22 protein-coding genes are annotated in these 25271 nt (G+C 63.6%); 20 read left to right on the forward strand and 2 right to left on the reverse strand.

Annotation, left to right across the window (positions count from 1 at the left end):
- Window positions 1-246 precede the first annotated feature (246 nt).
- Window positions 247-1434, reverse strand: a complete 1188-nt coding sequence (locus K5E37_RS28335) for a type II secretion system F family protein (protein WP_221535735.1) — start codon at window positions 1432-1434, stop codon at window positions 247-249.
- A 14-nt stretch (window positions 1435-1448) separates the two neighbouring features.
- Window positions 1449-1877 (reverse strand): type II secretion system major pseudopilin GspG, encoded by a 429-nt coding sequence (gene gspG, locus K5E37_RS28340; RefSeq protein ID WP_007956107.1) that lies wholly within the window; start codon window positions 1875-1877, stop codon window positions 1449-1451.
- Between the two features lie 203 nt (window positions 1878-2080).
- Between gspG and K5E37_RS28345 the strand changes: the two genes are divergently transcribed.
- From K5E37_RS28345 to K5E37_RS28440, 20 genes are all read left to right on the forward strand, one after another.
- Window positions 2081-2692: a lytic transglycosylase domain-containing protein gene (locus K5E37_RS28345; RefSeq protein WP_085607726.1), complete on the forward strand. Its 612-nt coding sequence runs from the start codon at window positions 2081-2083 to the stop codon at window positions 2690-2692.
- Between the two features lie 202 nt (window positions 2693-2894).
- Complete coding sequence (gene mnxG, locus K5E37_RS28350) at window positions 2895-8741, forward strand: manganese-oxidizing multicopper oxidase MnxG (RefSeq protein ID WP_221535736.1); 5847 nt, start codon at window positions 2895-2897, stop codon at window positions 8739-8741.
- Window positions 8742-8815: 74 nt separating this feature from the next.
- Window positions 8816-10738, forward strand: coding sequence for a YncE family protein (locus tag K5E37_RS28355; protein ID WP_221535737.1), 1923 nt, complete (start codon window positions 8816-8818; stop codon window positions 10736-10738).
- A gap of 13 nt (window positions 10739-10751) precedes the next feature.
- Window positions 10752-11402 (forward strand): SCO family protein, encoded by a 651-nt coding sequence (locus K5E37_RS28360; protein ID WP_221535738.1) that lies wholly within the window; start codon window positions 10752-10754, stop codon window positions 11400-11402.
- Window positions 11399-12025, forward strand: a complete 627-nt coding sequence (locus tag K5E37_RS28365) for an SCO family protein (RefSeq protein WP_221535739.1) — start codon at window positions 11399-11401, stop codon at window positions 12023-12025. Before K5E37_RS28360 ends, K5E37_RS28365 begins: the two co-directional genes overlap by 4 nt.
- 9 nt (window positions 12026-12034) lie before the next feature.
- On the forward strand, window positions 12035-13585 hold the full coding sequence (locus tag K5E37_RS28370) for an ABC transporter substrate-binding protein (protein ID WP_221535740.1): 1551 nt from the start codon (window positions 12035-12037) through the stop codon (window positions 13583-13585).
- Between the two features lie 15 nt (window positions 13586-13600).
- Window positions 13601-14560: a peptidylprolyl isomerase gene (locus tag K5E37_RS28375; RefSeq protein WP_221535741.1), complete on the forward strand. Its 960-nt coding sequence runs from the start codon at window positions 13601-13603 to the stop codon at window positions 14558-14560.
- A gap of 236 nt (window positions 14561-14796) precedes the next feature.
- Window positions 14797-15330 (forward strand): response regulator, encoded by a 534-nt coding sequence (locus tag K5E37_RS28380; RefSeq protein WP_007956122.1) that lies wholly within the window; start codon window positions 14797-14799, stop codon window positions 15328-15330.
- Window positions 15331-15413: 83 nt separating this feature from the next.
- The gene (locus tag K5E37_RS28385; protein WP_011333429.1) at window positions 15414-17135 is read left to right on the forward strand and encodes a GspE/PulE family protein; all 1722 of its coding nucleotides are present in this window, start codon (window positions 15414-15416) and stop codon (window positions 17133-17135) included.
- Entirely contained in the window at window positions 17116-17919 is an 804-nt protein-coding gene (locus tag K5E37_RS28390; RefSeq protein ID WP_221535742.1) for a hypothetical protein, read from the forward strand. The genes K5E37_RS28385 and K5E37_RS28390 overlap by 20 nt, the downstream gene beginning before the upstream one ends.
- Window position 17920: 1 nt before the next feature.
- The gene (locus tag K5E37_RS28395) at window positions 17921-18466 is read left to right on the forward strand and encodes a PilN domain-containing protein (RefSeq protein ID WP_007956129.1); all 546 of its coding nucleotides are present in this window, start codon (window positions 17921-17923) and stop codon (window positions 18464-18466) included.
- Entirely contained in the window at window positions 18453-19001 is a 549-nt protein-coding gene (locus tag K5E37_RS28400; protein ID WP_011333432.1) for a GspMb/PilO family protein, read from the forward strand. Before K5E37_RS28395 ends, K5E37_RS28400 begins: the two co-directional genes overlap by 14 nt.
- On the forward strand, window positions 19001-19519 hold the full coding sequence (locus tag K5E37_RS28405) for a hypothetical protein (RefSeq protein WP_007956134.1): 519 nt from the start codon (window positions 19001-19003) through the stop codon (window positions 19517-19519). The genes K5E37_RS28400 and K5E37_RS28405 overlap by 1 nt, the downstream gene beginning before the upstream one ends.
- Complete coding sequence (locus tag K5E37_RS28410; protein ID WP_221535743.1) at window positions 19516-21363, forward strand: secretin N-terminal domain-containing protein; 1848 nt, start codon at window positions 19516-19518, stop codon at window positions 21361-21363. Before K5E37_RS28405 ends, K5E37_RS28410 begins: the two co-directional genes overlap by 4 nt.
- Window positions 21364-21365: 2 nt before the next feature.
- Complete coding sequence (locus tag K5E37_RS28415; protein ID WP_007956136.1) at window positions 21366-21839, forward strand: type II secretion system protein; 474 nt, start codon at window positions 21366-21368, stop codon at window positions 21837-21839.
- Between the two features lie 5 nt (window positions 21840-21844).
- Complete coding sequence (locus K5E37_RS28420) at window positions 21845-22219, forward strand: type II secretion system protein (RefSeq protein ID WP_007956137.1); 375 nt, start codon at window positions 21845-21847, stop codon at window positions 22217-22219.
- The gene (locus tag K5E37_RS28425) at window positions 22194-22745 is read left to right on the forward strand and encodes a type II secretion system protein (protein ID WP_207985653.1); all 552 of its coding nucleotides are present in this window, start codon (window positions 22194-22196) and stop codon (window positions 22743-22745) included. Before K5E37_RS28420 ends, K5E37_RS28425 begins: the two co-directional genes overlap by 26 nt.
- The gene (gene csgE, locus K5E37_RS28430; protein ID WP_221535744.1) at window positions 22742-23134 is read left to right on the forward strand and encodes a curli production assembly/transport protein CsgE; all 393 of its coding nucleotides are present in this window, start codon (window positions 22742-22744) and stop codon (window positions 23132-23134) included. The genes K5E37_RS28425 and csgE overlap by 4 nt, the downstream gene beginning before the upstream one ends.
- Entirely contained in the window at window positions 23131-23562 is a 432-nt protein-coding gene (locus K5E37_RS28435; protein ID WP_007956141.1) for a curli assembly protein CsgF, read from the forward strand. The genes csgE and K5E37_RS28435 overlap by 4 nt, the downstream gene beginning before the upstream one ends.
- 29 nt (window positions 23563-23591) lie before the next feature.
- Window positions 23592-24452 (forward strand): CsgG/HfaB family protein, encoded by an 861-nt coding sequence (locus K5E37_RS28440; RefSeq protein WP_085607704.1) that lies wholly within the window; start codon window positions 23592-23594, stop codon window positions 24450-24452.
- Window positions 24453-25271 lie beyond the last annotated feature (819 nt).

Raw genomic sequence — 25271 nt, forward strand, 5'->3', positions numbered from 1 at the left:
GTTACCGCCTCCGCCTCCGCCACTACCTCCACCACCGCCGCCACCACCACTTCCCCCATCCTTGGCCTGAACACTCGACACCCCGGACAGGCTGTCCGGAATCAATACGGTAGACGCCGACAGGACTGCGCCGATGGCCATTGCGAGCACGAGCTTTTTAATGTGCATATCGTTCTCCGTCTTTGTTGTCTTGATTGGGAACGTGGATGTGCCTTGTTTTGCGTGTGATCCGACCCGTTCCCGAGGTCAGTGGATACTCGAAGCCAGTTCGAAGATCGGGATGTACATCAGGATCACGATCACCCCGATCAACAGGCCGATGAAGGTCATGAGCAGCGGCTCGAACAGACGCACGAACCACTCGATCCAGCGGCTGATTTCCTCGTCGTAGAAATCGGCGCTGCGTTCCATCATTTGCCCGAGGTTGCCGGACTGTTCGCCGGCGCGCAGCAGGCGCAGGGACACGGGCGTCACCAGACGGTTGAGCTCAAGCGCAGTGGACAACGACTGCCCCTCGCGCACCCGCTCGCAGGCCTGATCCAGGCGGGCTCGCGAGGCTACCGTGAGCAGGCCGCGCACCATGCCCATGGCCGTCACCAGCGGAATCCCGCCTTGCAGCAGAATCCCGAGTGACCGGTAAAACCGCGCCAGCTCATACATGAAAATCCGCTGGTGCACGGCGGGCAGTTTCTCCACCAGCCGATCCAGCCCACGGCGAAACGCCGGTTGTTTCTGCAGCACGGCGAGGGCGATGACGATTGTCGCCAACAGGCCGAAAAACTCACCCTGATGGGCGTGCAGAAACATGCCGCTGCTCATCAGGATCTGCGACAGCCACGGCAGGTTCGAGCCCAGCCCTTCGAACACCAGACTGAAGCGCGGCACTACGTAGCCCATCAAAAACAGCACCACGCCACTGCCGACTACCAGCAGCAACAGCGGGTAGATCGAGGCGCTGACGATCTTCTGCCGCACCTCGTCCATGCGCTGGCGATAGCTCACGTAACGGCCCAGCGCATCGCCGACCGCGCCGGTCTTCTCGCTGGACTGTACCAGCGCAACGTACAAGGGCGGGAAAACCGCCGACAACTGGCCCAGTGCCTGGGAAAAGGATTTGCCCTCGTACAGCAGCCGCACCAGCTCGCTCAAGGTTTTGCGGGCGGCGGGGGCGGTTTCTTTTTCGGCCAGGCTTTCCAGCGCATCGATCAGCGGCAGTCCGGCGTTGAGCAGGGTGGTCAGTTCCTGGCTGAACAGCACCAGGTTGAAGGTTTCACGCTTGCTCAGGCGCAACGAACGCCAGTGGCGCTCGGCGTGCAGGCTGACCACGCGCAAGCCCTGATCCTCGGCGATGCGCCGAGCTTCGCTCTGACCCGGCGCCTCGACACTCAGCGACACCACCCCGGCCTTGCCCACTGCTTTGAGTTGAAATCGCATGCCGTGTGCTCCGCTTATTGCCAGTTGGTGACTTCGGCGTTTTCGCCTTCGCCGCCAGGCTGGCCGTCCTTGCCCATCGAGAGCAGGTCGTACTCGCTGTTTTCGCCGGGATAGCGGTAGGTGTAGTTACGCCCCCACGGATCCTGCGGCAGTTTTTTCTGCAAGTACGGGCCGGTCCATTTGGCTTCGTCGCTCGGTGCGGTCACCAGCGCCTGCAAGCCCTGTTCGGTGGACGGGTAATGGCCGACTTCCAGCCGGTACAAATCCAGTGCCTTGCTCAGGCCTTCGATCTGCGCCTTGGCGACCTTCACCTCGGAACGCCCCAGCTGGGCGAAATATTTGGGCGCGACGATCCCGGCCAACAGGCCGAGCACCACCAGCACCACGAGCAATTCGAGCAGGGTGAAACCGCGTTGGGCACGCGGACGAAAATGCAGCTTCATGATGACCTCCCGTGAGTGGCAGCCGTGTCGCCGAAAGGGCTTATGCAATTGCCATGCTCAGCCCCCGATAATTTCGACTGCCGGGCTGAAGCCCTTGTATTACGGGCTTTTCAAGAGTCGGCACAGTGCTTGCGTACGGCTGATTGACGACGGGTCAGTGGGGCATTTCCCCCAATTTTTCGGGGCCTGTCAGGGGAGGCCCAATGATCCATTCATTCACTGCAGGACTGCTCGGCTGCGTGCTGTTAAGCGGTGTCGCGCAAGCCGATGTCTTCGTATCCGTGGACGCCAAGGGCAGCTACGTGCTGTCCAACGTCCACCGTCCCGGACGCACTTACGAGCGGGTGATCCGCGAAGCCGATGCGCCGCTGGTCAGCCTTGACCGGCAACCGCAATTGATCGCCAACCAGCCCTACGCCGAGCTGGTGTCAGCCGCCGCCACCGCCAATCAGCTGCCCGAAGCTTTGCTGCATGCGGTGATCAAGTCCGAATCCAACTACAACCCCGGCGCCACCTCACCCAAGGGTGCCGGCGGCCTGATGCAGTTGATGCCCGGCACCGCGCGGGACATGGGCGTCACCGACGTCTACGACCCCAAGGCCAACATCCAGGGCGGGGCCAAATACCTCAAGCGCCTGATGACGATGTTCGACAACGACATCGCCCTGGCCGTGGCCGCTTACAACGCCGGGCCTGACGCGGTGCTCAGCCGGGGCCGGGTGATCCCGCCGTTCGCCGAAACCCAGCGTTATGTCCCGAGCGTGCTGCGTCAGTACCGGCGCCTGCAGGGGCTGGCGGTGGACGCGCCGTTGTAAAGGATCTCCCCGGTTTCCCCACTATCGGGGCAAACCGATGGCCCCGGAAAAAGTGGGGAATCGGGTGGGGAATATCCCCCGGATTCTCAAGTGGTTTGTGTAACTGGTTGAGATGGAAAGCAATTTTTTGTGGCACGCGGATTGCTCCAAGGGGTTTATCGAGAATCGTTCCCTGTGAGCACCCACTACGAGGTTTCCGATCATGGTTGGCATTCACCACGCACCGTCCCTGTTGAACTGGCTGCTGTTGCTGGTTTCGATGCTCAGCGTCGAACTGGCCAGCGCCGCCGTGCGCTGCGAGCGCAATCTGGTGGCCAATGTGGTCGCCTTCGATCAACCGCTGATGTTCAACCGCCTCGGTGCGCAGAACGTCAACGGGATGATGTTCGCGCTGCGCCGCGACGTGGTCGATGACCATGACGTCTCGCTGGCCTACGGCGGCAGCGCGGTGCCGGGCAAGGTCTCGCTGCGTGCGGACAAGCGTCCACGGCCGCTGGTGCTGCGGGTGGCGGCCGGTGATTGCCTGACGATCAATCTGCAAAACCTGCTCGATTACCAGGCCAACCCCAACAAGCACTTCGAAGGGCCTGAAGGCGAAGAAGAAGGCGAGGAGGGCATCGAGAACGCCGGCGGCGCGGAAGACTTCAAGGTCGACGAGCAGGTTGCCGACCGCCATGTCGGTTTCCAGGTCAACGGCATGCAAGCGGTGAACAGCATCGACGACATTTCTTCCTACACCGGGCGCAACGCCAACACCCTGGTGCCGCCGGGTGCAAGCCGTTCGTATGTTCTGTATGCGGAGCGCGAAGGGGCGTTTGCCGTCAGCAGCCGTGGCGCGACATTCGGCGGGGAGGGCGCGGCCGGGAACGTCGCCAACGGCCTGTTCGGCCAGGTCGTGGTGGTGCCGAAATCGGGACGCACCTATCGCAACACCCTCACTGAAGAAGAAATGCGTCTGGCAACCACCGGCCGCACACCGGCCGGTCACCCCATCGTCGATTACCAGGCTCGCTACCCGCAGCGCGAACCGTGGTTGCGTGAAGGCAAGGCCGGCACGCCGATCATCAGCATGGTCGACGGCAACGAAATCATCTCCAGCGAAAGCGACGCGATCGTCATGGGCAGCAACGCCGATGGCAGTTTTGCGCCCAGCACCTATCCGCTGGAATCGGTGGGCAAACGCAACCCGGCGATCCCCAACCGCCTCGAGCCGTTTCGTGATTTCGCCTCGCAGTTCCAGGACGAAACCGCCGCTACCCAGGCGTTCCCCGCCTACTGGGCCGACCCGGTCATGGCCCATGTGCTGGAGCCGACCCGCGACTCGTTCATGATCAACTACGGTTCCGGCGGCATGGGCGCTGAAGTGGTCGCCAACCGCCTCGGCGTAGGTCCGATGCACGACTGCCTGTCGTGCGCCTACGAAGAATTCTTCCTCAGCTCGCACACCGTCGGCGACGTGGCGATGCTGGTGGACGTGCCGGCCAACACCGGGCTTGAGAACATCGCCCCCGGCCAGACCCCGAGCGCCGATCAGGTCGGCGTCAAGGCCACCATGGCCCTGTATCCGTCGGAGCCGTCGAACGTCAACCACAGCTACATCGGTGACTTCGTCAAATTCCGCAACACTCACAACGGCCACGAGCAGCACATCTTTCACCTGCACGGCCATCAGTGGCTGTTCAACCCCAACGACGACAACTCCGATTACGTCGATGCCCAAGGCATTGGTCCGGGGGCCGGCTATACCTACGAAATCGCCAACGGCGGCTCCGGCAACCGCAACCGGGTAGCCGGCGATGCGATCTATCACTGCCACTTCTACCCGCATTTTGCCCAAGGCATGTGGTCGATGTGGCGGGTGCACGATGTGTTCGAAGAGGGCACCCGGCTGGAAGTCTCGCAACAGGGCGCCGATGGTTATCACAGCGAACCTTACGCACTGCGCAGCGGTAAACCGGCCGCCGGTGCCCGCGCCTTGCCGGATGGCGAGATCATTGCCGGCACGCCGATTCCTGCCGTCGTGCCGCTGCCCGGCAAAGCCATGGCCCCGATGCCGGGCAAAGTGGTGGTGGTGCCGAAAATCGGCGAAACCCTGGTCGCCGGCAACGATGACGACGATGAGGAAGAAGAGGGCGATGACGACGGCGAACACCACGGCGGCAACGGTGGTTCGCAAGCCATTGGCTCGCTGGCGCTGGTTGATCGCAGCGAAGCCAACCGTAACGCCGACGGCAGCCTGAAAAACCCTGGTTATCCATTCTGGATCGGCGGCATGGAAAGTTCGGTCGGTCAGCGTCCGCCAACCCCACCGCTGGACATGCTCGACGCGGCCACCGCGCAATCGTTGAAAGCCAGCGGCAAAGCGCTGTGGGCCAACCTCGACCCGAATCAGTCCGGCGGATGGGACGGCGGCTTGCAACGTCACACCCTCGACGGGGTATCGGCCGGAGGCGCGGCACACACCGTGACCACCGCGCTGGACTTCTCCAAGGAAGTCACCCGCGCCAAACCGATTTACCTGCCCGAAGAAGGCACTGAAGTGGAACAGGCCGCGATGGCGTTCCACGCGAAAAAGGATCACCCAAGCTTTGCCTTGCTGCCCGGCAATCAGATCGTGGCGAAGGCCTTCCGCACCAACGGCGCCTTGCCGATTGCCGGCGCGCCGTACTACGAACCGTGCATGGACGACCGGCAAAAACGCCTGACCAGCAGCGCCGGCACCGGTGAATTCGCCAGCGGCGACCGGCTGGACGGCATGTCCTTCGTCGGCGCCTCGACCTTCACCGCCGACCGCCCGCGCATCTACAAGGCCGCCAACATTCAGTTCGACGCGGTCTACAACAAGGTCGGCTATCACTTCCCGCAAGCCCGGATTCTGGCGCTGTGGGAAGACGCCTGGCCGGTGATCACCAAGCAGCGTCCGCCAGAGCCACTGGTGATGCGCATGAACACCTTTGACTGCGTGCAATACCAGCAAACCAACCTGGTGCCTGCCACCTACGAGATGGACGACTATCAGGTGCGCACGCCGACTGACGTGATCGGCCAGCACATTCACCTGCCGAAGTGGGACCTGACGGCTGCCGACGGTTCCTCCAACGGCTGGAACTACGAGGACGGCGTGCTCTCCCCAGGCGCTGTTCAGGAACGCATTCAGGCGATCCGCGAATTCAACCAGTGCGAGGGCACCGATCCGCGCGACGGCACCCAGGCGTGCCCGAAAGCCAAGGCGCATCCGTTCTTCGGCCAATTCGGGCGCAGTGACTGGATGGGCGCGCGCACGGCCATGCAACGCTGGTTCGTTGATCCGGTGGTCAACGCCAAGGGCGTGGATCGGGGCCTGGGGACCATCTTCACCCACGACCACCTCGGCCCATCGACTCACCAGCAGATCGGCCTGTATGCCACGGTGCTGGCGGAGCCGGCCGGTTCCACCTGGTTCCACGCCGAAACCGGCGAGCCTCTGTACAGCGGCGCGCGCCAGGACGGCGGGCCGACCTCATGGCAGGCGGTGATCAACACCGGCGACCTCGACGGCGACGGCAAGAACGACAGCTTCCGTGAGTTCTTCCTCGAATACAGCGACTTCCAGCACGCCTATGAAGCCGGTGTGTACGTGGGCGCCGGCCCCAACGGCGTGCCTAATCCGCAAGCGTTCCCGGCCACGGCTGACAGCTTCCGCTACGCGATCAACCCGCCGGTGCGCAACAACGCCAGCACCCTGCTCGAAGGCGTGCTGGAAGTGCAGGGCGGTCAGGTGCCGGGCTGCCCGAGCCGGCCTTGCCCGCAAGCGATCTCCGTGGATGATCCGGGCATGTTCGTCGTCAACTATCGCAACGAGCCGCTGGCCTTGCGGGTCTACGACCCGAACAAGGTCGGCCCTGACGGCAAGCGCGGCATGCAGGCTGACGGCCTCGGCGGCGATCTGGCCTATGCCATGCAAAGCCGTACCGACCGCGCGATTCCGGCGATGAACCTGGCGCCGAACCTGGTCACGGCCGCCACCGGCCCGACTGGCGGCACGACATTGTTCCCGCCGCACATCAACAAGGGCGGCAGCGAGCCGGGCGACCCGTTCACCCCGATGCTGCGTACCTATACCGGCGACAACGTGCGGCTGCGGGTGCATGCCGGCGGCCACGAGGAAGAGCACAACGTCACCCTGCACGGCGTGAAATGGCTGCAGAGCGGTTCCGGTTTCGGCAACAGCTCCAACTCAGGCTGGCGCGCCTCGCAGATGATCGGCATCTCCGAACAGATGGGCTTCATCGCACCTGTGTCGATGCTGTCCAGCTCTGCGGCGACCACCGGTGACTATCTGTACTCGATGGACGCTTCGATCGAAGGCTACTGGAGCGGGATCTGGGGCGTGATGCGCAACTACACGGCCAAACGCAATGACCTGTTCGCCATCCCGAACAACCCGAGTCCGGCCGGCATGCGCAATACCGTGGCGTTCGAAGGCAGTTGCCCACGGATCAGCGCCAACCCCAACGGCATCGGCACCCGTCCGACGGTGCAGCGCAACTATGAAGTGGTCGCCGCGCTGGCCAACGACATCCTCGGCAATCCGCTGGGCCTGAGCATCGGGGATTCGGCCGGGCTCGGTCAGCATGTCGGCGGGCCGCTGAATCCGGCGGGCGGCACCCTGGTGCTGAACTCGCGCACGGTCAGTATTCCGCAGGTCACGGTCACTGATCCTGAGGACGGCGAGACCATCACCATTGGTGGCCAAAGCGGGCCGCTGCATGATCCGACGGCGATCCTGTACGTGCGCAAATCCGACCTCGATCCGGTCAGCGGCAAGCTCAAACCCGGCATTCCGGTCGAACCGCTGGTGCTGCGCGCAGCGGCCGGGGACTGCATCAACATCACCCTGGAAAACCGTCTGCCGAGCGTGATGCCGGACCTGACCCAGACTGCGGTGATGCAAGGCATGGTCAAGCGCGACCGCAACAGCGGCCTGGGCTCGACCACCTTCAGCAACAACCTGATGCGGCCGTCCAGCCACGTGGGGCTGCACGCCCAACTGCTGGCCTACGACATCACCAAATCCGACGGTGCCAACGTCGGCGCCAACCCGACCCAGACCGTGCCGCCACGGGTCGGCAGCAGCGGTGCCTACCCGACCCGTACCTATCAGTACTACGCCGGGCACCTGGAGCGTGAAGGCAAACCGGTCACGCAACTGGGCCGCAGTGTCGACAACATCAACGCCACGGCCGTGGAGTTCGGTGGCCTGAACTTCACCCCGGCGGATGTGATCAAGCAACCGCAAAAAGGCCTGGGTGGTGCGATGAGCATCCTGCCGATCGGCGCGACCTGGGTCGACGATGCGCGCAAGGTCAACGCCACGGTCACCGCACCGGGGCAGACGACTTACCGCGACTTCGCGATGGTCTGGCACAAGGCGCTGAACACCCGCTGGGCCAATGGCCGGCCGGTCGAAGGCATCGCTGCCGAGGGCTTCGGCGTGCCGACCGATCCGCAGGACAACTCGAGCATGGCCATCAACTACAAGACCGAACCGCTGTGGTATCGCTTCGGCCTCGCCCCGGATGCGCCGTTCGGCCGCGCCGATGGCGCGGGTTACGGCGACATGACCAACGCGCACATGGCCTACAGCAATGCGCTGGTGGGGGGCGATCCGCAAACGCCGGTGCTGTATGCCAAACCGGGTCAGCCTTTCCGTACGCACATCCTGATGCCGAGCGGCGGCAGTCGCGGCACGACGTTCCAGCTCGACGGACACGTCTGGTCGCTCAACCCGTTCCAGGCCGAGAAGAGCGACACCGGCGGCTACCCGATGGGCACGCCGGGCGTGGGTTCGGTGCGCTTCGGCTACAACCCGATGTCGATGTACATCGGCGCTCACGAAAGCATCCTGCCGGCGGCGCACTTCAGCTTCATGATCCCGAGCGCCGGGGGCAGCAACGCGATACCGGGGGACTACCTGTTCCGCGATTACGCCGCCTATGGCAACACCTCGGGGCTGTGGGGATTGCTGCGGGTGACCAATGAGCCGGAGCCGGCGCCGCCTGCTCAGTAGGTGCCAATGCGCGACCTGTGGGAACCGGTGAAACCGCTCCCACAGGTGGGGAAAGGTTTGTAGGGGAGAGAGGTATGAACAGGATCATCAACATCATTGGCGTCTGCCTGCTGGCGATGGCCGGCGCGCTGCTCACGCTGAGCGAGATTGCCCTGGCGCAAACCGGCGCCGGGCAGGTGCTGACCCGCGACGGCGTGTCGATCGCCTTCGATCTGAAGCCGCTGGCCAGCGACGGCCAGCTGCGTGAGGGCGAGTTCGCCGACGTGCAGTTTCGCGTCACCGACGGTGCGTCCGGCCAGCCGTTGTCCGGTGTAGCGCCGGGGGCGTGGATCGATCCGCAAGCCGTCGCCGCCGATCAGGCCCAGGGCCGTGACCAGAGCTGCAAGTCGCGGGTCGGCACGTTCCTCAAATCCAATATCGGCGCGCGGCCACTGCTCGACCTCAACAGCTATTTCCTGCTGGTGATGAACCGCGATGCCAGCGTTTCGGTGGTCGATCCGTCAGTGTCGGTCGGCGGCATTACCAGTACTTTGGCGCGGATCGAACTCAAGCAGTCGCCGATGGACTGGGTCACGCCCAAGGACAACAAAAAGGTCTTCGTGTCGATGCCGACGGCGGGGGAAGTGGCGGTGATCGACAGCGAGCAATTCAGGGTGATCGACTCGGTGGCCGCTGGCAGCCAACCGGTGCGGGTCGCGCTGCAACCGGACGAGCGCCTGCTGTGGGTCGGCAACAACGCGAGCAAGGCTGAAGAATCCGGCGTAACGGTGATCGACACCCAGAGCCTCAAACCGCTCAAACACCTGGCAACCGGGCGCGGCCACCACGAAATCACCTTCAGCAAGGACAGCCGTTTCGCCTTCGTCAGCAACCGCGACGACGGCACCCTGAGCGTTATCGACATCGCCAGCCTGAGCCTGCTGCAACAGGTCAAGACCGGTGCCAGCCCGTTGTCGGTGGCGTACTCGCCGCTGTCCGGCGCGGTGTACGTGGCCGATGGCAAGGACGGCACCGTCACGGTGATCGACAGCAACAGCCGCGCCGTCCGCCGGGTGATCAAGCTGCAACAGGGCCTCGGCCCGATGGGCTTCAGCGCCGACGGCCGTTTTGGTGTGGTGCTGAACACGGTGGAAAACCGCGCCACAGTCATCGACGCGGCCAACGATTCGGCGATCCATGATCTGGAGGTTTCAGCCGAACCCTATCAAGTGGTGTTCACCCAGGCCTATGCCTACGTGCGCGGACTGGCCTCGCCGAAAGTCACCATGATCAACCTGTCTTCGCTGGGCGAAGGGCGTCAGCCGATTACCCAAGGTTTTGAAGCCGGGCCGCAGCCGCCACGGCTGGCCGGCGATCTGCCGCTGGCGTCGAGCCTCGCGGTATCGCGCGATGACAACGCGGTGTTCGTGGTCAACCCGGTGGACAACACCACCTATTTCTACGCCGAAGGCATGAACGCGCCGATGTCCGGTTACCCCAACCGGGGGCAGATCGCCCGCGCCGCGCTGGTGATCGACCGCAGCCTGCGCGAGGTCTCGCCGGGGCTCTACAGCGCCCGGGTCAAGCTGCCGGCGGCGGGGCGCTTCGACGTGGCGTTCCTGCTCAACCAGCCGAACATCATTCATTGCTTCAGCGCCCAGGTGGCGTCCGACGGTGCGCCGGAAAAACACCTGGGCGCAGCGAAAGTCGAGTTCCTGCTGGACAAGACCGCCGTGGCCCTCAACGACCCGTACGTGGTGCGCTTTCGCATCGTCCAGGGCAAACAGAAGATCCAGCGCAGCGGCGTGACCGACGTGCAGTTGCGCTACTTCCTCGCGCCGACTTCCCGGCCCCGCGAAGTGGCCGCACGGGAAGTCGCCGACGGCGTGTACGAAGCGCCGGTGACTCTCGACCGCAGCGGCGCCTGGTACCTGCATGTGCGCGCGGCCTCGCTGGGCGCCGGTTTCGACGACAAGACATTTGCCAGTGTCCGGGTGCTGCCCGGCCAGACTCAGTGACGAGGAAAAGACCATGAACCGATTTGCATCCCGTGGCCTGCTGACCCTGTGCCTGTTGGCCGTCGGTATCCAGCAGGCCAGCGCCCACTCGGCGGACGAGCATGCCGGGCACACGGCACCGGCCGCCAACAGCCAGGAGCACGCCCAGGTCAAGTTCGCCGACGTGCCGCTGCTCGACCAGAACGGCAAGACCGTGCACCTGGAACAGGATCTGGTGCACAACAAGATCGTCGTCATGAGTTTCATCTACACCAGTTGCACCACGGTCTGCCCGGTGGTCTCGTCGATCATGGGCAAGGTGCAGAAACAGCTCGGTGCCCGGGTCGGCACCGAAGTACAACTGGTGTCGATCAGCATCGACCCGCAGCGCGACGACCCGAAACGCTTGCAGGATTACGCCCGCACCTTCCAGAAAGGCCCGGGCTGGAGCTGGCTCACCGGTTCGCCGCAATCGATCACCGCCACCCTCAAGGGCCTCGGCAGTTTCAGCGGCGACTTCAAGAATCACCAGCCGCTGATCCTCGTCGGTGACGGCAACAGTCGCCACTGGACGCGCTATTACGGCTTCACCGACCCGGCATTGCTGGCCAGGGAAGTCGAGAAACTCAGCGGCCTGCGCACCCACGCCAAACACACCGCGATTGCCATGGAGCAACAACCATGAGAACCCTGGACTGGATCACCCTGACGGTCTGTTTCTGGATTTTCAGCGCCATGGCCCTGGCTCACGAAGGCCACGAGCAACCCGCACCCGCCACAGCTAGCGCTGCGCCCGCACCGGCCAAAGGCACCCACGATGCGAAAACCTGGTTCACCGACACCCCGTTGCTCGACCAGCACGGCGACGTCCAGCGTTTCTACAGCGATGCGCTGCACAACCGCGTGGTGCTGCTTAACGTGATCTTCACCAGTTGCAACGACGCCTGCCCGCTGATCACCCGCAAGCTCAAGGAAGTCCGCGAGCTGCTGGGCGACAAGGCCGACGGCATCACCTTCATTTCCCTTACCAGTGATCCGCTGCGCGACACGCCGGCGGTGCTCAAGGCTTACACCTTGAAGCAGGGTGCCGATGACCCTCACTGGCTTTTCCTTACCGGCGACAAGGCGCAGATGGACCTGGTGCTGGGCCGCATCGGCCAGATCGTGCCGACGCCCGAGCAGCACTCGACCCAGTTGATCGTCGGCGATGTGGCCAACAAACGCTGGAGCAAAATCCGTCCCGACGCCCCGGCCGCCGCCATTGCCCAGCGCTTGCAGCTGCTGACAATGCCCGTGGCCGGCCGCTGAGTCCGCGCCATGAACCTCGGCCGCGTCCTCGCCCTGATCCTGCTCGCTGGCGTCAGCCTCGGCGCGGCCGCGTTGCCGCTGACCGATGAAGAAAGCGCCGGCAAGCGCCTGTACCGTGAAGGCCTGTCCGCCAGCGGCGAGCCGATCATGGCGCGGGTCGGCGCGGCGGACGTGTTGCTGCCGGCCACCAGCCTGCCGTGCGCCAACTGCCACGGCGCCGATGGTCTGGGCCGACCCGAAGGCGGGGTGCGTCCGCCGGAGCTCAACTGGTCGCGGCTGACCAGCATCCATGGGCAGCAACAGGTCAACGGCCGCAACTACCCGGCCTACACCGACAGCAGTCTGGCGCGGGTGATCCAGCAGGGCCGCGACCCCGGCAACAATCGCCTCGACCCGAGCATGCCGCGCTTCCTGCTGTCGATGAAGGATCAGCGCAACCTCACCGCGTACCTCAAACGCCTGGCCGATGACCGCGATCCGGGGCTCGATGACCAGACCTTGCACCTGGGCACCTTGTTGCCCAGCCAGGGGCCGCTGGCCGAGGAGGGCGCCACCATCGCGGCGGTGCTCAACGGCAGCGTTGCGCGGATCAATCAGGCCGGCGGCATTCACGGCCGGCAGTTGCGCCTGACTGTGGCCGATCCCGGCCCGGATCGCGCCAGCGCCGAACAGGCCCTGCAACGGTTGATCGAGGAAGAGAAAGTCTTCGCCCTGATTGCACCGCTGGCCCCGGCGCTGGACAGCGAACTGGCGCCGCGCCTGGAGCAGTCCGGCGTGCCGCTGATCGGGGCCATGTCGCTGCTCGGCCCGGTGCAGGCCAGCCCGCAGATTTTCGAACCGCTGCCGGGCCTGCGCGAGCAACTGATCGCGCTGGCCGACTACGCCACCGCCAGTTTGCGGGTGCTGCAAGGGCCGACGCTGATTGCCTATCCCGATGACCCGGCCCAGGTGCTGGCGGCACAGACCCTTGGCCGCTATCTGCAGGATCACGGCTGGCAAAAAGTCCATTTGCAGGCCTACGACCCGACGGCGGACAGCTTGCCGCTGGGCTCACGCTCGGTGTTCTACCTGGGCAACGGCGGTGGTTTCAGCCGGCTGGCGGCCGGGTTGCAGAATGCCGGGCAGGTGCCGTACCTGTTTGCCGCATCGAGCCAGGTGGCGGGGGATCTGTTGCAGGTGCCGGAGGGTTTTTCCCGGCGGGTGTTTCTGGCGTATCCGTTCGTGCCCAGCGACTGGACCCAGGCCGGGCGCATGGCGCTGACGCTGTTGCGCGAGCATCAAGGCCTCGGCGCCCAGCACGCGGTGCTGCAAGTAGGCGCCTACGCCTCGATGCTGTTGTTCAGCGAAGGCATGAAGCAGGCGGGCCGCGACGCCAGCCGCGAAAAACTGGTGGCGGCGCTCGAAGGCCTGCACGACTTCGACACCGGCCTGACCCCGCGCCTGAGCTTCGGTCCCGGCCGACGATTGGGCCTGAGCGGGGCGCACGTGGTCACCGTTGACTTGCCCGACCAGCGTTTTTATCTGGTCGCTCCCTACAAACCGATTATTGCCACGCCCTGACCGGAGGCCCTGATCATGAAGCTCAAAACCCTGTGTTTGCTGCTGACATGCTGGTTGCCGGTGGCGCTGGCGCTGGCGAACAATGAACCGGTGGCCGCCCGGGTCAACGGCGAGGCGATTTCCGAGTTTCGCCTGGAACGCTTTTTCGCCGAATACCTGGAAGATCAGGGCCGCGCCGTGGCGAGCATCCGCAACCCCAAGGCCTATAAGCAACTGCGTCAGGCCGCACTGGACACGCTGATCGACAAGGAACTGCTCTGGCAGGAATCGCGCAAGCGCGGGGTGAAAATCGATGCGCAAGCCGTGCGCGAACAGGTCGAGCAGACCCGCACCGCCATCGGCGGCACCGATAAATTCCTCCAGCGTCTGCAGGACGCCGGTTTCGATGAGGCCTCGTTCACCGAGTACACCCACCGCGAACTGGCGGCGCAGCGGATGTTCGCCGAGCTGACTAAAGTCCAGGCCCCGGACGAGCAAACGGTGCGGGCGTTTTTTGCAGAACACCGCGCTGAAATGGGCGCGCCGGAGCAGGTACAGGCCCGGCACATTCTGATCAAGGTTGCCGGCGATGCCGATGCCGCCACGGTTGAAGCGGCGCGGCTACGCTTAGAAGAGTTGCGTGCCGCTATCGCAGGGGGGCAAACCTTTGCTAGCGTCGCTCAATCGGGATCGGAAGATATCACCGCCAGCCAGGGCGGGGATCTGGGGTATTTCGCCCGTGGGCAGATGGTGCCGGCGTTTGAAACGGCGGCCTTTGCTCTCAAGCCTGGCGAAGTCAGCACGGCGGTGCGCACACCGTTCGGCTGGCATTTGATTTTTGTCGAGAACCACAAGGAGGCGGCCGATGTCCCAGAGGAGCAAGGGCTGGAAACAGTCAGGGCGTACCTCGCCCGACAGCAACAGACCCAGGCTCGTCGTCAGGTGCTCGCGCAATTACGGGCAGAGAACAGGATCGAACGAATTGACGACGACTGAAGGTTCCCCCCCAATAGTGGGGAATGGCTTCGATGCCCATTCAGGTGCTTCCCCGTTTCTGGGGAACGGGGTACCGGGACGAGCGGGCATTTCCATTCAATTCAAGGACATGAAGACAAAAAATTACCGGCACTCAGCCTGGCATGAAGTGTGCGTTACCTCTTGTGAGGCGCACTCCAGCAGGTTCGGGTCATTGAATTTCAATTGCCGGCACTTGAGGTTTCAGGGAGTCCACCTTGGTTAACAAAGTACTGGTTGTCGAAGACGAACAGCTGCTTGCACAGAACCTTCAGGATTATCTGTCGGCGCAAGGGCTGGAAGTCCGGATTGCACATGACGGCGCAGAGGGAATCGGCCTGGCCGAGACTTTCGCCCCCGACGTGCTGGTGTTCGATTACCGCTTGCCCGATATGGAAGGGTTCGAGGTGCTCGACGCGGTTCGCCAGAACAGGACGTGTCATTTCGTGCTGATAACGGGTCACCCGACCGCTGAAGTCTGTGAGCGGGCGCGGCAACTGGGGGTCAGTCACATCCTGTTCAAACCGTTTCCTTTGGCGGAACTTGCCCGAGCTGTCTGCGACCTTCTGGGGATCCAGCGCGAAGCGAAACCCGGTGCGAGCCCATCCGAAGGCTTTGTCGAACGACGCCAGAGCAGGACCGAGAGCTTCCCGTTGCAGTTGTACGATGGCAGTTGGGTGCTGGCGGACCGCCGACGAAACAGGTCGGAGGCCATGGCACCGGACGACGATCAAATGCTCACCGGGGAGTAATGGCGCGATAGACGTTCCGGCACTCGCCGAATTCGCCTCCCGCGCCGTCAGGGCCTCAAGCCCCGGGTGTTGGAGAGCAAGCCATGGATCGTCTGTCCGTTGTCGTCGAACCGCTGTCGGTCAATCCTCCACAGGAGGCACAGACCCCGCCACGCTTTTCCAGTGAACAACTGGCCCAGGCCCGGGCACGGGCCACCACGTCCGGGGAACGGGTGCTCGATGCGCTGGCCGTGCTCTGCGAACTGGCGCCGATGCCGTTCATTGCCAGCCTCGGCGCCACCCTGCATTATCCGGTGCTCGACACCGACACGCTGTTTCTGGCGACCCCGGTGTTCGACCGGGTCACCCTCGCGCAATGCCTCAAACGTGAATTCATCCTGCTGCGCCACAACGACGAAGTCATCGGTGTGTTCGCCGACCCCTTCGACACGTCGCGCCTGGCCTGGATCGACGAATGCCTGCACGGCGCGCCGCTGTATCTCGTTCACGCCGACGACCTCAAGGCCTATCTGGCCCGCCACGAAGAAAGCTTCCACGCCGTCGAATCGCTCAACGCCCAGGCCGACGCCGGCAGCGAGACCGACACCCTGCAAAGCCTGTCGCTGACCAGCATCAGCGAAGACTCGAGCGTGGTAGTGAAACTGGTCAACTCGACCCTGTACGACGCGTTGAAAATGCACGCCAGCGACATCCACCTCGGCACCACCGGCCAGGGCCTGGTGATCAAGTACCGGATCGACGGCGTGCTGAACAACATCGGCAAGATCCAGGGCAGCGAGTTCGCCGAGCAGGTGATCTCGCGAGTCAAGGTCATGGCCGAGCTGGACATCGGCGAAAAACGCGTGCCTCAGGACGGTCGCTTCAAGATCGGCATCAGCGGCCGGCAGATCGACTTTCGCGTTTCGATCATGCCAAGCATCTTCGGCGAAGACGCGGTGCTGCGGGTGCTGGATAAACAGGACCTGGCCGACAAGGTCTGCGGCGTGCAGCTTCAGGCGCTGGGCTTTGAAGACGAAACCCTGCGCCAACTGCGTCGCCTGGCTGCCGAACCCTATGGCATGGTGCTGGTGACCGGCCCCACCGGCAGCGGCAAGACCACCACGCTGTACGCGATGATCACCGAGATCAACCACGGCGTGGACAAGATCATCACCATCGAAGACCCGGTGGAATATCAGCTGCCCGGCGTGCTGCAAATCCCGGTCAACGAGAAAAAAGGCCTGACCTTCGCCCGTGGCCTGCGCTCGATCCTGCGCCACGACCCGGACAAGATCATGGTCGGCGAGATCCGTGACCCGGACACCGCGCAGATCGCCGTGCAATCGGCGCTCACCGGTCACCTCGTATTCACCACCATTCACGCCAACAACGTGTTCGACGTGATCGGCCGCTTCACCCAGATGGAAATCGACCCCTACAGCCTGGTCTCGGCGCTCAACGCGATTCTCGCCCAGCGCCTGATCCGGCTGGTGTGCAGCAGTTGCAGCACGCCGGTCAACCCGAGCGATGAAGAGCTGCGCGCTTCGGGCCTCGATCCACAGAAAGTCGATCACTACCACTTCGTCCACGGCAAGGGCTGCGGCCATTGCCGGGGCAGTGGCTATCGCGGGCGTACGGCGATTGCCGAGCTGCTGCACCTGGACGACGAACTGCGCCAGATGATCGTCGAGCGCCAACCCATCACCCAGATCAAAGCCCTGGCCTGCGCCCGTGGTTTGCGCCTGTTGCGCGAATCGGCGCTGGAGCTGGTGGAGCACGGTCGGACCACGCTGGAGGAGATCAATCGTGTCACTTTTATCGCGTGATCAATTTATCGCCGTGCTCGGCGCCAGCGGTGTCGGCCTCGGCCAGCGCCGGGGCAGCGACACACTGTGGCTGGGCAGCGTCGGCTACATCGACGAAAGCTTCCAGAGCTACGCGGTGGCGCTGGACACCCTCGACCGCCTGCTCGGCGAACACACCCGTACCGGTGCCGAGCTGAGCGTGGTGATCTCCGGTCACTTCAGCCGCTTCTGCCTGGTGCCATGGAGCGAGCAGATCAGCAGCCCTGACGAACTGCGCGGCTTCGCCCAACTGTGCTTCGAAGACCTGTTCGGCGCCCCGACCCAACCGTGGAGCCTGGTGCTGTCGGCCGAGCCGGCCGGGCATGACCGGATCGCCAGTGCCTTGCCGCAGGATTTGCTGGAACGCCTGCGCACGCTGGTCACGGGTCGCGGCCTGCGCCTGCGCTCGGTGCAGCCGTACCTGATGACCGCGTTCAACCGCTTCGACAAAAGCCTCGACGCTGGCGACTTCCTGTTCATCGTCGCCGAACCGCAACGCAGTGTGTTGCTGCTGGCAAGGGAAGGGCGCTGGTCGTCGGTGCGTTCGGTGGGCGGCAGCGACAGCGACGCGGCACTCAGCGCGCTGATCGGTCGTGAACGGCAACTGCAAGCCTCCACCAGCGAACGCGCCTTCAACGTTTATCTGCACGCCCCGGCGCGCCTCGATGCGCAACCGGATGTGGCGGGGGTGCACCTGCGCACTCTCGAAGACAACTCGATGACCGTGCGTGACGCCTTGTACGTCATGTCCCGGGCGGTGGCCTGACATGCGCGCCTTGAACCTCGACTTCCAGCCCCGTCCGCGTTCCGGCCCGTTGGGCTGGAGCCTGCTCGGCGGCGGTGTGTTGCTCGCGCTGGTGTGCTTCGGCGTGCAGCAGCACCTCGGCGATCAGGCCGAACAACAGCAAGGTCACTTGCAGCACACCCAGCGCCAGCTCACCGGCGACAGCGGCAGCAAGACAACGCTGAGCCCGGCGGAAACCCGCGAGCAGGCGCAGAACCTCGCCGAAATGCGCAAGGTCTCGCAGCAACTGCGCCGCCCCTGGGAACGCCTGTTCGCCATGCTCGAAGCCATGCCGCGCGACGACATCGCCTTGCTGACCCTGACCCCGGATGCACGCAAGGGCCAGGTACGGATCAGCGCCGAGGCGCGGGATCTGCAAGCGATGCTGGATTTCCACAAACGGCTGGAGGCCAGTGACGAGCTGTCCGACGTGTCGCTGCTGAGCCACGAAATCGTCGTCAAATCGCCGGAGCAACCGGTGCAATTCAACCTGTCGGCGACCTGGGAGATAGGCGATGCGAATCCCTAGACTGATCGTTCACGAATACCTGCAAGGCCTCGGCGTACCGGGCCTGGCCGGTCTGGCGCTGCTGCTGGTCACGCTGGCCTGGGCACTCGGCGGTTTGCTGCCGGGCTGGCAATCGCTGCAACAGCTCAGCCAGCAAACCCAGGAAGCCACCGAATACCTGGCCAAGGTCGAGGACGGTAGCATCGCGCCGCCGGTGGTGCCGCAGCGTCAGCTCGATGATTTCCGCAACAAGCTGCCGGCCCAGCCGCAAGCCACCGTCGCCATCGATCGCATCTATGCGTTGGCTGCGCAGGAGCACATCACCCTGGCGCGCGGCGAATACGCCCTCGGCGTCGATCCCAAGACCCATCTGGCGCGCTACCAGATCCTGTTGCCGGTGCGCGGCAGCTACCCGCAACTGCGCCGTTTCCTGCACGCCTTGCTCGGCCAGTTGCCGGCGGTGGTGGTGGAAGACGTCGAGTTTCAACGCAAGAAGATTGCCGACACCGACCTCAGCGGCCGGATCCGTATGACCCTCTACCTGTCGAGGTCGTGATGGACACCAAACGCATAACCGGCTGGGTGGCGTTCTTCGGCGTGGCGGCGGCGCTGGCCTGGTTGCCGGAATATTTCTCGCCGAGCGACGAGGCGGACTCGACCGAGGTCGCCGTGGCCAGCCCGGCCAAAGCCAGCGCCCGTGGCGCCTTGCCCGCCAGCAGCGCCAAGGCGAATGCGGCGCCGATCAAGGACCTGAGCCCGGCCGGCGACCTGTTTGCGAGCAAATCCTGGAAGGCCGCGCCGACCCTGGCGACGGTCACCGAACAAGCGATCAACCCGACCCCGGTGGTGCAAGCCCCGAGCCTGCCACCGGTGCCGTTTCAGTTCGTCGGCAGGCTGCATGACCGCAGCGACCTGCAGGTGTTCTTGCAGGACGGCGAGAAAATCTACGTCGTGCGCAGCGGGGATGTGATCGACGACACCTGGAAGATTGCGGCGATTTCCGATGTGGAACTGAGCCTGGTCTACCTGCCTTTGCATTTGTCGCAGACCTTGTCTGTGGGGAGTACGCAATGAACAGATCCCGTTTGCTGATGAGCCTCGGCCTGTGTGCCGGGCTGGCCGCGTGCAGTTCCGCGCAGGTCGCCAACAAGGAGGCTTCCGACCTGATCGAGCAGGGTCAATACGAGGCCGGGCTGGCCCGGATCGAAGAAGGCCTGCGCGAAGATCCTCGCGACACCGAACTGCATTTGCTGCTCAACAGCGGACGGGCCAAAGCCATTACCGCGCTGCTGACCTCCGGCGACACCGACCGCGCCCGCCGCGATTTCGCTTCGGCCCGCACCGCCTACAGCCGGGTGCTGACCATCGAGCCGAACAACCGCCGCGCTCAGGATGCCCTGCGCCAGCTCGATTACCTGCGCAGCATGGACGAGAAACTTGAACTGGCCCGTGGCGACCTGCGCCGGGGCGATATCTATGGCGCCGACCGCCAGGTCAAACAGATCCTCGAACTCGACCCGAAAAACGACGGCGCGCTGGAGCTGCAAGGCAACATCCGGCTGGTGCAGAGCCGCAACGTGGTTCAGTACCCGCAACTGCGCACCCGGCTCGACCGCCCGGTGACTCTGGAATTTCGCGACGCCAACCTCAAGACCATTTTCGAAGTGCTGTCGCAGGTCGCCGGCCTGAATTTCATCTTCGACAAGGACCTGCGTCCGGACATGAAAGCCACGATTTTCGTGCGTGACGTGCGCATCGAAGACGCCGTGCAACTGCTGCTGCAACAGAACCAGCTGCACCAGAAAGTGGTGAACGAAAACACCTTGCTGATCTTTCCGGACTCGCCGCAGAAGCTGAAGGATTATCAAGAGCTGGTGATGCGCACCTTCTACCTGACCAGCATCGACGCCAACACCGCGCTGAACATGATCAAGACCATGCTCAAGACCCGCGACGTGTTCGTCGACGAGCGCCTGAACACCCTGACCATGCGCGACACCGAAGACGCCGTGCGCATGGCCGAGAAACTCCTGCAATCGCAAGACCAGTCCAACCCCGAAGTGGTGCTGGAAGTGGAAGTGATGGAAGTCGCCACCCAGCGCATTCTCGATCTGGGCCTGCAATGGCCGAATACCTTCGGTGTGGTCAACAGCGACGGTTCGGCGGTGACCCTTCTCGATCAACTGAAAGGCATCAACTCCAGCCGGATTTCGATCTCGCCGTCGCCGCAGGCCAAGATCAACGCGCAGGACAACGACATCAACACCCTGGCCAGCCCGGTGATCCGCGTCAGCAACCGCGAACAGGCGCGCATCCACATCGGTCAGCGCGTGCCGATCATCAGCGCCACCTCGGTGCCTTCGACTCAAGGCCCGGTGATCACCGAAAGCGTCACCTACCTCGACGTCGGTCTGAAGCTCGAAGTGCAACCGACCGTGCACCTGAACAACGAAGTGGCGATCAAGATTGCCCTGGAAGTGAGTAACGCCACGCCGCTGGAGCCGACCCGCCAGGGGACGATCCCGGTGCAGGTTGACACCCGCAACGCCCAGACCTCGCTGCGCCTGCATGACGGCGAAACCCAGATCCTCGCCGGCCTGATGCGCAACGACCACGGCGCCACCGGCAACAAGATTCCGGGCCTCGGCGACATTCCGGGTCTGGGCCGGTTGTTCGGGAGCAACAAGGACACCATCGGCAAATCGGAACTGGTGCTCTCGATCACCCCACGGATCGTGCGCAACCTGCCGTACCAGAGCCCGTCGGACATGGAATTCCCGACCGGCACCGAAACCAGCATGCACATCCAGGCGCCGGACCGTTCGCAGAACTACACCATGCCGGCGCCTGCCGCGCAGCCTCGTGCAGTCGGTGAAGCGGCCGTGGCAACCACTCACGTCACCGTCGAGAAGCCTTGATCATGAACGCCTCCCAGCGCGGTTTTACCTTGATCGAAGTCGTGGTGACGCTGGCCCTGATCGGCCTGCTGGCCGGTATGGCCGCGCCGCTGACCGAGACCCTGGTACGGCGTGGCAAGGAGCAGGAACTGCGCACCGCGCTGTATCAGATTCGCGATGGCATCGACGCCTACAAGCGTGCCTTCGATGCCGGCTACATCGAGAAATCCCTTAACAGCAGCGGCTATCCGCCGAACCTGAAAGTGCTGGTCGAAGGCGTGCGCGACGTGCGTAGCGCCAAGGGTGCGAAGTTCTACTTTCTGCGCCGGATACCGCGGGATCCGCTGGTGCCGGCCAAACGTGACGACAACGGTGGTTGGGGCCTGCGCGCCTACAACAGTTCGGCCCAGAACCCGCGCGATGGCGAGGACGTGTTCGACGTCTACTCCCACGCCCGGGGCAAGGGCCTCAACGGCATCGCGTACCGCGAGTGGTGATTCTCATGCGCCGGGAAAAGGGTTTTACCTTGCTCGAGCTGATGGTGGTGATGGCGATCATCGCGACCCTGATGACCATCGCCTTGCCACGCTACTTCAACAGCCTCGAGGCCTCGAAAGAGACCACGTTGCACCAGAGCCTGTCGGCCATGCGCGAGGCGCTGGATCACTATTACGGCGACACCGGGCGCTATCCCGATTCCATCGAGCAACTGGTGGAAACCCGTTACCTGCGCAATGCGCCGCTGGACCCGATCACCGAACGCAATGACCAATGGGTGCTGATCGCTCCGCCGGACGGCGTGGCGGGCGGCGTTGCCGACATCAAGAGCGGAGCTACCGGGAGGGCGCGTGATGGCAGCCAGTATTCCGAGTGGTAAGCACGTGGAGCAGGGTGGGTTCACCTACCTGGGCGTGCTGTTCCTGATCGTGATCATGGGCATGGGCCTGGCCAGTGCCGGCGAGCTGTGGTCGACCGTGTCGCGCCGCGATCGCGAGAAGCAACTGCTGTGGGTCGGCACCCAGTACGCCCAGGCGCTGCGCAGTTACTACCGCAGCTCGCCAGGGTTGGCGCAGTACCCGAAAGAGCTGGTCGACCTGCTGCAGGACGAACGTTTTCCGGAAGCCCGCCACCATCTGCGCCAGCTCTATCCGGACCCGATCGGCGGCGGTGAATGGGCACTGCAACGGGGTTTCGACGGACGCATCACCGGCATCAACAGTGCCTCCACCGAGGTGCCGTTGAAGCAGGCGGACTTCCCGTCGCAGTGGTCGGATTTCGAAGGCATGCAGCGTTATTCGGACTGGCAGTTCGTGGCCGAGAAAGCCTTTCTCGATGGCACCGGCCCTGGCAACGGGTCACCGGTCAAAGGCCAGTCGGCTCTGCCGCAGGCGTTGCAGCCATGAGCCGCCACGTGTGGTGCGCGTTGGTCCTCGCGGCCGTGGCGTCTTTCGCCAGCGCCAGCGAAGAAGACGAAATGATGGGCTTCATCGTCGACGACACGATCTCGCACATCGGCCACGACTTTTACTACTCGTTCAGCGAGCGCCTGCGCGACACCAGCCGCATGGATTTCAACCTGGTGGTGCGCGAGCGCCCCGACGCACGCTGGGGGAGCCTGGTGACCGTCGAATATCAACAACGCCTGGTGTATCGGCGCTTCCTGCCGCCGAACACCGTGGAACTGAAGGACGAGGCCTACGAGGCCGCCGACTCGGTTCGACTGGAGGTCGTCCGGCGCAAGCTGGAAGCCTTGTTGCAGGACACCACCGACCTTGAGAAGGACGAACTATGAACACGACAACGTTCTCACGGCGCAGCGGATTCTGGATCTCGGGGTTGTTGATCGGGCTTGCCAGCGCCGCTGCCGTCCAGGCCACCGAACTGGTCTACACGCCGGTCAACCCGTCGTTCGGCGGCAACCCGCTCAACGGCACCTGGCTGCTCAACAACGCCCAGGCGCAAAACGACCACGACGATCCAGATCTCAAGAAGCGTTCGACGGTGGCCGGCACTTCGGCACTCGAACGCTTCACCAGTCAATTGCAGTCACGGTTGCTAGGGCAACTGCTGGACAACATCTCCACCGGCAACACGGGGAGCCTGTCCACCGACGCTTTTATCGTCAACGTCGTTGATGACTCGGGGGCACTCACGATTGAAGTGACCGACCGAGCGAGCGGCGAAGTTTCCGAAATTCAGGTGAACGGCCTCAACCCATGACGGGATGACGGTTCCGGGGAGTGATGGACATGAAAAAAATAATAGCGCTAGGGCTGATGTTGGCAGCATTACAAGGGTGCAGTCTGCGCGAGCCGATGCCGGCCGAGCAGGACACCGATACCCCGACCCTGACCCCCAGGGCCTCCACTTATTACGACTTGCTGAAAATGCCGCGACCCAAGGGTCGGCTGATGGCGGTGGTGTACGGCTTCCGTGACCAGACCGGGCAGTACAAACCGACGCCGGCGAGTTCGTTTTCCACCAGCGTCACTCAGGGCGCGGCGTCGATGTTGATGGACGCGATGCAGGCCAGCGGCTGGTTTGTGGTGCTTGAACGCGAGGGGCTGCAGAACCTGCTGACTGAACGCAAGATCATTCGTGCCTCTCAGAAGAAGCCGAATACGCCGGTGAACATTCAGGGTGAGCTGCCACCGTTGCAGGCGGCGAACATGATGCTTGAGGGCGGGATCATCGCTTATGACACCAACGTGCGCAGCGGTGGGGAAGGGGCGCGGTATCTGGGGATTGATCTGTCCCGTGAGTATCGGGTCGATCAGGTCACCGTCAACTTGCGCGCAGTGGATGTTCGCAGCGGGCAGGTGTTGGCGAATGTGATGACCAGCAAGACGATTTATTCGGTGGCGCGCAGTGCGGGGATTTTCAAGTTTATCGAGTTCAAGAAGTTGCTTGAGGCTGAGGTTGGGTACACGACTAATGAGCCGGCGCAGTTGTGTGTGCTTTCGGCGATTGAGGCGGCGGTGGGGCATATGGTGGCACAGGGGATTGAGCGGCGGTTGTGGCAGGTGGCGGGGGATGCTTCTACGCCTTCGCAGGATGATGTTTTGAATCGGTACCTGACTCAGAACAAGGTGGATCCGGAGGCTGAGTGAACTTGGCGGCCTTTGGGCCGACCAGGTTCCTTTGGGGGGGGTGTGAATATCCGTTTCTTTGGATGCGGCCGCTGACGGTTCCGCCCTTACGGCGGGTCACTTTGGCAAACGCCCCAAAGTAACCAAAGGTCTGGGCCCCGGCGTTCGGCCCCTCGCTGGGGCTCGGGGTTCCTTCGCTCCGGGATTCATCCGGGGGCATCGCCTCCGGTTTGCTTCGCTGCACCTCCTCTCGATGTGTTTGGCTTCGCCAAACGGTCGCTTCGCTCCCACCCCCGGATAAATCCCTCCACTCAGCCTGCCGAAGGGGCCGGCACGTCAAAAGCTTTACTCGAGCTAACGCTCATTGTGTTGAGTGGTGAGAAGCGAAAAGCGAAAAGCGAAAAGCGAAAAGCGAAAAGCGGACTGCTTTTGCTTTGATCGTTCCCACGCTCCGCGTGGGAATGCAGCCCGGGACGCTCCGCGTTCCATTCTCGAATGTTTAAAAGTTGTTTCGGTTTTGCCGATCCTTCCCACAAGGTTTTCAGGTTGTCCGTCGGAAGCGCGGGCTCTAGCCTGTTTCGGTCGCTGCCAATTCAGCGATCGGGCATGGAAACCCGCGTAACAACAGAGCGTACAAGCGCCATTCATAACGTATCCTGCGCACCCTCATGGTGTGCGCTTTGTTATGGCGGCTGTGCGTAGGAGACCTCGTGTCTGCCGGGTTGCTCTGTCCCGGGTTTCCAGCCTGCGTACAGCTGCCACCTATTCGCTTGGAAACCGAATAGGGCCAGCTATAACCGTCATACAGGGTAAAAATCATGAAGAAACCAACACCCAACC

Origin of the sequence: Pseudomonas sp. RIT778 (assembly GCF_019718735.1) — a bacterium.
Classification (GTDB): Bacteria; Pseudomonadota; Gammaproteobacteria; order Pseudomonadales; family Pseudomonadaceae; genus Aquipseudomonas; species Aquipseudomonas aphyarum.